The sequence below is a fragment of the Metabacillus sp. YM-086 genome (genome assembly GCF_048059995.1).
GTDB lineage: Bacteria > Bacillota > Bacilli > Bacillales > Bacillaceae > Metabacillus > Metabacillus litoralis_B.
On record NZ_JBLUOI010000017.1, the window covers coordinates 23039 to 32610 of the forward strand.

Annotated in this window: 12 protein-coding genes; 2 read left to right on the forward strand and 10 right to left on the reverse strand. The window is 40.2% G+C overall.

From position 1 onward, the window contains the following. Positions 1-74 precede the first annotated feature (74 nt). From ACEWK1_RS09865 to ACEWK1_RS09900, 8 genes are all read right to left on the reverse strand, one after another. Positions 75-200, reverse strand: a complete 126-nt coding sequence (locus ACEWK1_RS09865; protein ID WP_269671130.1) for a hypothetical protein — start codon at positions 198-200, stop codon at positions 75-77. A gap of 33 nt (positions 201-233) precedes the next feature. Beyond that, positions 234-356, reverse strand: a complete 123-nt coding sequence (locus ACEWK1_RS09870; RefSeq protein ID WP_269671129.1) for a hypothetical protein — start codon at positions 354-356, stop codon at positions 234-236. A gap of 33 nt (positions 357-389) precedes the next feature. Further along, positions 390-512, reverse strand: a complete 123-nt coding sequence (locus ACEWK1_RS09875; RefSeq protein ID WP_269671128.1) for a hypothetical protein — start codon at positions 510-512, stop codon at positions 390-392. Between the two features lie 329 nt (positions 513-841). After that, positions 842-1843, reverse strand: coding sequence for a rod shape-determining protein (locus ACEWK1_RS09880; protein WP_121663848.1), 1002 nt, complete (start codon positions 1841-1843; stop codon positions 842-844). A 156-nt stretch (positions 1844-1999) separates the two neighbouring features. Beyond that, positions 2000-2275: a sporulation transcriptional regulator SpoIIID gene (gene spoIIID, locus ACEWK1_RS09885; protein ID WP_026563140.1), complete on the reverse strand. Its 276-nt coding sequence runs from the start codon at positions 2273-2275 to the stop codon at positions 2000-2002. A 765-nt stretch (positions 2276-3040) separates the two neighbouring features. Continuing rightward, positions 3041-4690 (reverse strand): sodium:solute symporter family protein, encoded by a 1650-nt coding sequence (locus ACEWK1_RS09890; RefSeq protein WP_416636120.1) that lies wholly within the window; start codon positions 4688-4690, stop codon positions 3041-3043. 89 nt (positions 4691-4779) lie between these two features. Further along, complete coding sequence (locus tag ACEWK1_RS09895) at positions 4780-5082, reverse strand: DUF4212 domain-containing protein (RefSeq protein ID WP_247346633.1); 303 nt, start codon at positions 5080-5082, stop codon at positions 4780-4782. 14 nt (positions 5083-5096) lie between these two features. Next, positions 5097-5279, reverse strand: coding sequence for a hypothetical protein (locus tag ACEWK1_RS09900; protein WP_247346634.1), 183 nt, complete (start codon positions 5277-5279; stop codon positions 5097-5099). Between the two features lie 208 nt (positions 5280-5487). Here ACEWK1_RS09900 and ACEWK1_RS09905 point away from each other — a divergent pair, with 208 nt between their 5' ends. Continuing rightward, entirely contained in the window at positions 5488-5892 is a 405-nt protein-coding gene (locus tag ACEWK1_RS09905) for a VanZ family protein (RefSeq protein ID WP_247346635.1), read from the forward strand. A gap of 32 nt (positions 5893-5924) precedes the next feature. Here the strand turns inward: ACEWK1_RS09905 and ACEWK1_RS09910 are convergent, their stop codons facing one another. Then, a complete protein-coding gene (locus tag ACEWK1_RS09910) occupies positions 5925-6863 on the reverse strand; it encodes a M23 family metallopeptidase (RefSeq protein ID WP_098798605.1) in 939 nt (312 codons plus the stop codon). Positions 6864-7010: 147 nt separating this feature from the next. Here ACEWK1_RS09910 and ACEWK1_RS09915 point away from each other — a divergent pair, with 147 nt between their 5' ends. After that, positions 7011-7379, forward strand: coding sequence for a VanZ family protein (locus tag ACEWK1_RS09915; RefSeq protein WP_098798604.1), 369 nt, complete (start codon positions 7011-7013; stop codon positions 7377-7379). 21 nt (positions 7380-7400) lie between these two features. Here the strand turns inward: ACEWK1_RS09915 and spoIID are convergent, their stop codons facing one another. Next, complete coding sequence (gene spoIID / locus ACEWK1_RS09920) at positions 7401-8426, reverse strand: stage II sporulation protein D (RefSeq protein WP_098798603.1); 1026 nt, start codon at positions 8424-8426, stop codon at positions 7401-7403. Between the last annotated feature and the right edge of the window lie 1146 nt (positions 8427-9572).

Below are 9572 nucleotides of genomic sequence, written 5' to 3' on the forward strand. Positions count from 1 at the left end.
ATATTAGTTGTCTTGTTTAGGAATCATGTGGCGATGAAGACCAGTTTGCTTAATTTGGATCTGTGAGTGGGTCTTCATGGCGTGAATGAAGACCCTTTCTTCTCTTGTTTTACTCTGGGGTGGTCTTCATTATCAGGATGAAGAACATCTTCCTCTTCTTTTACTCTTGGATTGGTCTTCATTAACGGAATGATAACCATCTTTCTCTTCTTTTGCTCTTGGGATTGTCTTCATTACTGGGATGATGACCATTTTCCTCTTCTTTCACTCTTAGATTGGTCTTCATTAACGGGATGATAACCATCTTTCTCTTCTTTTGCTCTTGAGATGGTCTTCATTAACGGGATGATAACCATCTTTCTCTTCTTTTGCTCTTGGGATGGTCTTCATTAACGGGATGATGACCATCTTTCTCTTCTTTTGCTCTTGGGATGGTCTTCATTAGCTACATGATGACCATCTTCGTCTTCTTTCGCTCTTGGATTGGTCTTGATTAACGGGATGATAACCATCTTTCTCTTCTTTTGCTCTTGGGATGATCTTCATTAGCTACATGATGACCATTTTCCTCTTGTTTTGGTCTTGGGATGGTCTTCCTTTCTGCATGATCACCATTTTCCTCTTCTTACGCTTTTAGATTGATCCTCCTACCTTAACGAACGACACCTCTACCTTCCTCCACTCCTGTTTTGTCATTCATTCACCCAACGACAACCCCACACCTCTGCCTTCACCCTCATTTAAAATTTTCCACTAAACTACCCCGCCAAAAGTTCCCTATAGAACTAACAATATAAACAAGACAAAAAAAGAGCCTGTACACACAGGCTCAAAAGTTTACTTATCCAAATTTTTTGCGTGGAAGTTTGTCCATGTTGTCAAGCATAATTCCTGTTCCGATTGCAACACAATCCATTGGTGACTCTGCTACTAATACTGGGACTTTTAGTTCTTCTGCTAGTAGCTGATCAAGGCCGTTTAGAAGGGCTCCGCCACCTGTTAAGATCACGCCGCGGTCGATAATGTCGGCTGATAGTTCTGGAGGAGTGCGTTCTAAGACACTCTTAGCAGCTTGTACAATCGCAGCAACTGGTTCACGAAGTGCTGATTCTACTTCGGTTGAATTTACTGTAATTGTGCGAGGTAAACCTGTCACCATATCACGTCCACGAATGTTAATTTCTTCATAACGTGCGCCTGGGAATACCGTTGCAACATTGATTTTAATTTCTTCAGCTGTACGTTCACCGATTAGAAGCTTGTACTCTCTTTTAATATATTGCAGGATTTCATTATCAAACTTGTCCCCTGCCATTTTAATAGAAGAGGCGGTGACAATATCGCCCATTGATAACACAGCGACATCAGTAGTACCACCGCCAATATCTACAACCATGTTTCCATAAGGTTGGAAGATGTCCATACCGGCGCCAATTGCCGCTACTTTTGGTTCTTCCTCTAGGAATACATTTTTTCCACCGCTTTTTTCAGCAGCTTCTTTAATGGCTTTCTGCTCAACAGATGTAATATTCGTTGGGCAGCAAATTAACATGCGTGGTTTTGAAAATAATCCTTTTACATTTAACTTATTAATAAAATGCTTTAACATTGCTTCTGTTACTTCAAAATCTGCGATGACGCCATCTTTTAATGGGCGAATGGCAACAATATTCCCAGGAGTACGTCCTACCATACGTCTTGCTTCTTCACCAACGGCAAGAACCTTTCCGGAATTCTTGTCTAACGCAACAACGGAAGGTTCATTCAGAACAATTCCTTTACCCTTAACATGAATCAGTACATTTGCCGTACCAAGATCTATACCAATATCCCTCGCGAACATTCTATCTATATCCTCCTTGCAAATCTCATTCCCGTAATTAGTTTAACCTAATTAAATATTGTATCATAAAATCGCAAAAATAGTATGATTTTGTAAAATAATTTCAAGTATTTGTGTAGGAATATGTCGATTATGAAAGATGTAGATAGAATGTGCTTATTTCACTGGTTCTTCTTCTAAAATCTCGTCCTTCTTGTACTTAAGCTTAGTTGCCTCTCCACCACGCAAATGTCTAATTGATTTATGGTAATCAAGTATCTCCTTTACCTCATTCGCAAGATCAGGGTTAATTTCAGGTAACCTTTCCGTTAAATCCTTATGGACGGTACTTTTGGAAACTCCAAACTCCTTCGCAATAACGCGAACTGTTTTCTTTGTCTCCACGATATACTTCCCAATCTTGATTGTGCGTTCTTTGATGTAATCGTGCACACCACTCTACCTCCCTAATATGGATGTGAGAAGTGTGAAATGAGACTCGCATACAAAAGTCACTTTGGCTGAATTTCTCTTAGATGATCGTATGATGTCTCTATTACAGCGATTATAAATTACACTCACGATCCCTCACCTCAAACACTCTCTTTGAATAGGTTTGTAAACATTTTATTAGCTTGGATTAAGATATATGCAAGAAAACTCAAGTGGGACAAGGGATTCTTTGAATTTTTTTCAAAAACACCCGTTTAGGACAGGAAATCTGAGGGTTTGGGGATTGTTTTTTTGTGCTGATTTTTTTTCCGGGGCGAAAGGAAATAGTAGCTGGGTGGATTATTTCCCGAGAAATTTGTCGATGTTTGAGAGTACTAGTGAGGTTTAAGAAAACACACTCTAATAATGTATTAGGGAAGTCGGGAGATTATTTCTATATATGGGAGATTTTTTTGATTTATGATTGTTAGATTGGTAGTGAGGTGCGGTGTGATTTTGAAATCTTCTAGAGGTGCTGGTACCCTTTCTCTTTGTGAATATACTATATATCTTATTTTAATGTACAACCGCTCTACAGCTCTTGTGGTGCTTAGCAGAGCAATTGCCAGCTAGGGAGTCCTTCACCTACCTGTGGAACACACACATTGTGAAACAAGAAATTTCGGGGAGTGACAGGCACCAAAAAAACCCGAACCAACTCCTGATTCGGGCGTGTGAAACAAAATGTGAAACAAGAAAACTCGGGAAGTGACAGGCACCTAAAACCTAGTCCATCCAGACCTCCCCATCTTTATACGTCATCTGTTCAGGGTAGCGCAGGTTGAGTACTTCTTCTTGTGTTTTGATGGATGGTGCTTTTGTTGAGAGTGAGACGATTATGTTTGTTAAGATGGCTGCTGTGGCGCCGAAGATTCCTGCGCCGGTGTCGATGATGCCTGCGATGGTGAAGCCGCCGTATTTGCTGGCAAAGATGTAGATGAGTGTGACGGCAAGACCGACGACCATTCCAGAGATGACACCTGGTGTGTTAGAGCGTTTCCACCATACTCCAATTAAGAGAGCTGGGAAGAAGGTTCCTGATGCGAGAGCGAAGGCCCAAGCAACGATTTGTGTGATTGCTCCCGGTGGGTTTAGCGCAATAAGACCAGCGAATAATGTTGCAATAACAATGGACCAACGTGCTACTGCTAGACGATTCTTTTCTGATGCGTTTGGTTTCATAACTCGATAGTAAATGTCGTGTGCAAATGAAGATGAGATCGCAATCATTAGTCCACCAGCTGTTGAAAGGGCAGCTGCCATGGCACCGGCTGCAACTAAGCCGATAACGAACATACCTAGGTTGGCAATTTCAGGTGTTGCCATAACGACGATATCATTGGAAATGATCAGTTCGTTCCATTGAAGAACGCCATCTCCATTGCCATCTGCAAGCTGGAGCTTTCCTGTGTTGACCCATGATGTTGTCCATGCCGGTAATTCAGATAGCTTTTGTCCTGCTACTTGTGTCATTAAAATAAAGCGGGAAAATGCTGCGTATGCCGGAGCAGATAAATATAAAAGTCCGATAAACAAAATTGCCCATGCTCCTGACCATCTCGCTGCTTTCATTGTTGAAACGGTATAGAATCGAACGATTACGTGTGGAAGACCAGCTGTTCCTGCCATTAATGTGAACATAAGGGCTAAGAACTGCCACTTCGTACCGTTTGTAAATGGCGCAAAATATTCAGAGATACCTAGTTGACGATCTAGCTCACCCATTTCCTCTACAATTTTCCCGTAGGATAACCATGGTGCTGGGTTTCCTGTGATTTGTAAAGACATGAAAATAACCGGGATCAAGTACGCAATAATTAAAATGATATACTGTGCCACTTGAGTCCAAGTGATTCCTTTCATCCCTCCAAAGGCAGCGTAGAAGGCAATAAGAACAACCCCAATCATCGTTCCTATTTTTGCATCGATTTCAAAAAGTCGCCCGATCACGACCCCTGAACCGGAAAGCTGACCGATTGAGTACGTGAAGCTGATGATGATCGTACAAATGGCGGCAATAACACGTGCGGTGTGGGAATTGTATCGGTCACCAATGAACTCTGGTACCGTGTATCGACCGTATTTTCTTAGCTGTGGTGCTAATAAGAATGTAAGAAGCAAATAGCCCCCTGTCCACCCCATAATATATGCCAATCCATCATAGCCAAGTAACATAATTGTACCGGCAAGCCCGATGAAGGATGCAGCACTCATCCAGTCGGCACCGATGGCCATTCCGTTAAAAATCGGTGGGACTCCGCGGCCTGCTACATAGAAGTCAGATGTTTGCTTTGCTGTGTTGTAAACAGCAATTCCGATATATAAAGCGAATGTTAATAGAATAATTGTGAGAGATACTAAAAATTGAGCGTCCAACTTATTTCCCCCTTTGTGAATGAGCACTCCCCTTGCTGCTCATTTCCCAGTGCATAATTTATATGATCCCCTTTTATAAATGTTTGTTTTTAATGATCTAACGTTTTACCAGCACTAAGCTGTTCATTTTTACTTTCGTCAATCCCATATTTTCGATCGATTGAGTCACTAACCTTTGCGTTAATAAACAATAAAAGAATAAAGACGACAACTGCCCCTTGAGCACCCATAAAATAGTGGAACGGGAAGCCGTTAATGGTGAATCCACTAAAGAACTCAGCAAATAACACAACACCAAACGAGGAAAGTGCCCCGATGATTAAATAAATCACAATATTTCTTGTGCGCTCCTTGAAATAAGCATCAGCTACTTTTTTATCAATCTTTTTCATGCAGCCACCTCCGATTAAGATAAGCTAAAAATAAATTTGATTGTGTCTAAAAACGATGCAGGTACAAGTGCAATTTGAACAATGAAGTAGAGTAGTAGTGTTAAGACCGGGATGAGTAAAAACTGAGGTTTTCGTTTTCGTAAACATAAGAACAAACTAAATCCAGTTAAGGCAAGAATAAATAGTAATGTGAACACTATAAGCAACCCTCCTATTTGTAAGCGTTATCATTCAACAGTTATTATTATGAATGTTTTCATACTGACCGGTCAATACAAAATAAGGAAATTGAGATATCTTTCTCTCGACATTTTTCGTAATTTTTAGAATTTTTAAATGAACACTGTGAAATAATGGTTTCAAATTACCTATAAAATTTGTTACCTTTAAAGTATGAAAAAAATCATGATTACTATTTGTTTTGCCGTGTATATAGGAATCCTATTTTATCTTCTATTTTTTTCCGCTTATCGAAAATCGGTTGAAGGGGCCGTATCTTATAACTTCATTCCTTTTCAAACAATTGGGCAGTATTTTTATTCTTTTGACGGACTAGCTTTGACAGATCAGTTTATAGGAAACATGCTGGCTTTTGCTCCGTTTGGCTTTTTGTTGCCTATCATTTTCGTCATGACTTTTACAAGAGTATTGGGGTATTCTTTCTTACTTTCTTTGTCTGTGGAGTTAGCTCAGTTCTTCTTTCGGGTTGGGGCGTTTGATGTGGATGATCTTATTTTAAATGTTGCAGGTGGAGGCATTGGTTTTTTAGGATATATCGTAATAAAAAAATCGAGGTTGATCTCTAGTTAATTTTGAGTTCAACCCCGTATAGACGGCTATCCTTATGAATTTACTGTGCTATTTGAAGCTTCAGGTTGAGTTGATTCCTCGCTACCTTCAGTTTCTCCTTTTTCAGCGTCTTTTTTATCTGATTCTGGAGCTTTTTCTTCTGCAGACTTTTCATCGTCTTTTGCTGGTGCTTCTTCACCTTCACCTGCTGGAGCTTCTTCGCTTACTTCTTCTTCAGTTGTTGGAGCTTCTTCACTCACTTCTTCTTCTGTTGCAGGTTCTTCAGTTGCTTCTTCTTCAACAGCTTCTACAGACGTTACCGGCTTGTCCATATAAGTTAGAGGGTTAACAGCTTTTCCAGCTTTACGAACCTCGAAGTGTACGTGGTTGCCATCTTCTTCATTGTAAAGATTTGTACCAGACTTACCAAGTAGTTCGTTTTGCTCAACTTTGTCACCAGCTTGAACACTTACTTCTGCTAATGATTGATAAACTGTTACCACATCATTTTCATGCTCAATTTCTACTACATAACCTAGAATTGGATCTTTTTCAGCTTTTGTTACTGTACCACTTAGTGATGCAACAACATCAAATTGCTTCTGATCTTCTCTTGCTAGGTCAATTCCTTTGTTCATTCTATACGTATTGTTATAGAATACAAGTGCTGCTTCTTGATCTTCTGTTGAAGCATTTTCATCATAAAACTTTTTCACAACTGTTACAGCATCTGGATCAATAGCTGGCATTGCAAAGTTTTCTTTCGTTGCGTTAACTTCAACTGCCTCAGGCTGATTGTCTGTTAATGCAAGGTCTTCTGTATTGTTACCATTTAAATCTTCTGCTACATCATTGCTGATGCTTTGATACCATAATACTGCCGTAAGGATAACTGCTGCACTCATTAGGTAAATTGCCGGAAATACCCAACGTTTTCTGAAAAATTGTTGAACTTTGTTTTGAGAAGTACGTTTCTTTTCTTCCTCTCTCATTCTATCATCACCTCAGAAATCAGTTTGAACAGATTTTCTGAATTATATACACACCTTCAAAAAAATTTTTTTAAACTTTAGTATGTGTCTTGTTTATAATTATATGTATGGAATGTGAAAGTTTTTTAACTAAAGGAGTTTATGTATATGAAGAAAGTCATCTTCACCCTATTACCTCTACTATATATGGCGCTGATCTGGACGCTCTCAAGCTTCCCAGCGGATGCGATTGTGAACACACCATTTTCGTTTGATTCACTTTTAAAAGAATCGTTGCATCTTATAGAATTTGCGATTCTCTATTGGTTGATTGCCTTTGCATTCATGGCTCATGGACGTTGGACAGAGCGTACGAGCTGGATTGCAGCCGCTATCGCTATTTTATATGGACTAACAGATGAGATTCATCAGTCGTTTGTTCCAGCAAGGTCAGCTACGGTGATTGATTTTGTGAAGGATACAATTGGAGTGCTAGTTTCCTATTATATTGCGAAGAGAAAGTTTTTTAAAAAGTAAAAAGGAGCAGAATCTGCTCCTTTACTGTTTTGCTGTATATTTATTTAAGAATGGCTCGGCTTCCGATACCTTTGTTCCATTATAATAATAAGCAACGATGTCTTGATACGTTTTGCCTGATTCAGCCATGAAGTTCGCTCCGTATTGACTCATCCCAACACCGTGACCATAGCCTTTAGTCTCAATTACAACGGAGTCACCTTTAATTTCCCACGTAAAGTCTGCTGATTTTAATTCAAGCTTATCTCTTACATCTGTACCAGTAAATTCTTTCCCATCTATTTCAACTTTAGCTACGCGTTTCCCAGGCGTTAGCTCGGTTACTTTTCCAATTGTTCCGCTTGATGTATCAAGATTTACCCCTAATAGCTTTTCAAACTGAGAGATCGCAATAATTTTTTTCTCATAAAACTTCGGTGATTTTTCATCCCATGTGCTTTCTACGCTTTTTAAATAAGGAATCGGCTCTTGCCATACAGCTTCCGAGTTTTCTGTATATCCATTACTAGTAGAGAAAAAGCTTGCATCAATCGGCTGATTATCATATGTAAGTATTTGACCTTGAGTTGCTGCTACAGCCTCTGTAATTTTCTCCATTTTTTGTGTGTAATCATCTCCCCAAGCTGCTTTTAGCTCTTGAGGGGTTTTATAAACCTGGTGCATGATCGTATCTGTTACAACAGCATTCCCCTCTGGAACACCCAATGTTTTGCCACTCATCAATTGCTTCGTAATATATGTTCTTGCGGCAAGTGCTTGTGCTTTTAACGCCTCTGTTTCAAATTCAGCTGGCATCTCAGAAGCCACAACACCTATCACATACTCCTCTAACGGAATGTTTTCCACGACCTTTGCTTGACTTCTATATACAGGCACATCCAACGGTGATTCACCTAAAACGGGCACTTCGCTTTTGCTGACCGTTATTTCCTCACCTAATTTGCCTTTTGATTGCTCCATAAACGGTGTAACGAGAAGAGTTGGAATCAAAAGAATAATGAAAAATAACCCTCCAAGTGCAAAGAGAACTGGTTTAACTGGTTTCATGTTTACCTCCAATAATTAGGTTGAGTAGAATGTCTATAGTTCATCTTATGGTCATGGACAAGCAATTATGACTGGAAAAAGTGGGGACAACTAATATTTTGTAGGGGTGGACGAGGGTTGGGGATTTCGAGTTTTAGATGGTTATTTAGATATGTTTATTGAAGATGTTATTAGGTTTGCTGTGATTGTAGGTTCGCGAGAGGTGTGGGTGGGTATTGGGGCAGAAGTTTTTTTCAATGCTGGTTTTGTCTTGATTCTCACGGTATCGGGACAGAATCTTTTCTTCAATATCGGGTTTTGTCCCGATTCTCGCGGTATCGAGACAGAACCTTTCTTAATATACTGGGTTTTGTCTCGATTCTCGCAGTATCGAGACAGAACCTTTCTTTCTTTACCGGGTTATGTCCCGATTCTCGTGGTATCGGGACATAACCTTTCTTTCTTTACCGGATTTTGTCCCGATTCTCGGGGTATCGGGACAGAATCTTTCCTTCAATATCGGGTTTTGTCCCAATTCTCGTAGTATCGAGACAGAACCTTTCTTTCTTTACCGGGTTTTGTCCCGATTCTCGCGGTATCGGGACAGAATCTTTTCTTCAATATCGGGTTTTGTCCCGATTCTCGCGGTATCGAGACAGAACCTTTCTTAATATACTGGGTTTTGTCTCGATTCTCGCAGTATCGAGACAGAACCTTTCTTTCTTTACCGGTTTTTGTCCCGATTCTCGGGGTATCGGGACAGAATCTTTCCTTCAATATCGGTTTTTGTCCCGATTCTCGCAGTATCGAGACAGAACCTTTCTTTCTTTACCGGGTTTTGTCCCGATTCTCGTGGTATCGGGACAGAATCTTTCCTTCAATATCGGTTTTTGTCCCGATTCTCGTAGTATCGAGACAGAACCTTTCTTTCTTTACCGGGTTGTGTCCCGATTCTCGGGGTATCAGGACACAACCTTTCTTAATATACTGGGTTTTGTCCCGATTCTCGCAGTATCGAGACAGAACCTTTCTTTCTTTACCGGGTTTTGTCCCGATTCTCGCGGTATCGAGACAGAACCTTTCTTTCTTTACTGGGTTTTGTCCCGATTCTCGCAGTATCGAGACAGAACCTTTCTTTCTTTACCGGGTTTTGTCCCGATTCTCGCG

What these genes read in the sequence shown, in the direction of transcription:
- ACEWK1_RS09875 (WP_269671128.1), bottom strand. Translation starts at nt 512, where the DNA reads ATGGTTATCATCCCGTTAATCAAGACCAATCCAAGAGCGAAAGAAGAC.
- ACEWK1_RS09865 (WP_269671130.1), bottom strand. Translation starts at nt 200, where the DNA reads ATGGTTATCATTCCGTTAATGAAGACCAATCCAAGAGTAAAAGAAGAG.
- ACEWK1_RS09905 (WP_247346635.1), top strand. Translation starts at nt 5,488, where the DNA reads ATGATTACTATTTGTTTTGCCGTGTATATAGGAATCCTATTTTATCTT.
- ACEWK1_RS09880 (WP_121663848.1), bottom strand. Translation starts at nt 1,843, where the DNA reads ATGTTCGCGAGGGATATTGGTATAGATCTTGGTACGGCAAATGTACTG.
- ACEWK1_RS09915 (WP_098798604.1), top strand. Translation starts at nt 7,011, where the DNA reads ATGAAGAAAGTCATCTTCACCCTATTACCTCTACTATATATGGCGCTG.
- ACEWK1_RS09870 (WP_269671129.1), bottom strand. Translation starts at nt 356, where the DNA reads ATGGTTATCATCCCGTTAATGAAGACCATCTCAAGAGCAAAAGAAGAG.
- spoIID (WP_098798603.1), bottom strand. Translation starts at nt 8,426, where the DNA reads ATGAAACCAGTTAAACCAGTTCTCTTTGCACTTGGAGGGTTATTTTTC.
- ACEWK1_RS09910 (WP_098798605.1), bottom strand. Translation starts at nt 6,863, where the DNA reads ATGAGAGAGGAAGAAAAGAAACGTACTTCTCAAAACAAAGTTCAACAA.
- ACEWK1_RS09895 (WP_247346633.1), bottom strand. Translation starts at nt 5,082, where the DNA reads ATGAAAAAGATTGATAAAAAAGTAGCTGATGCTTATTTCAAGGAGCGC.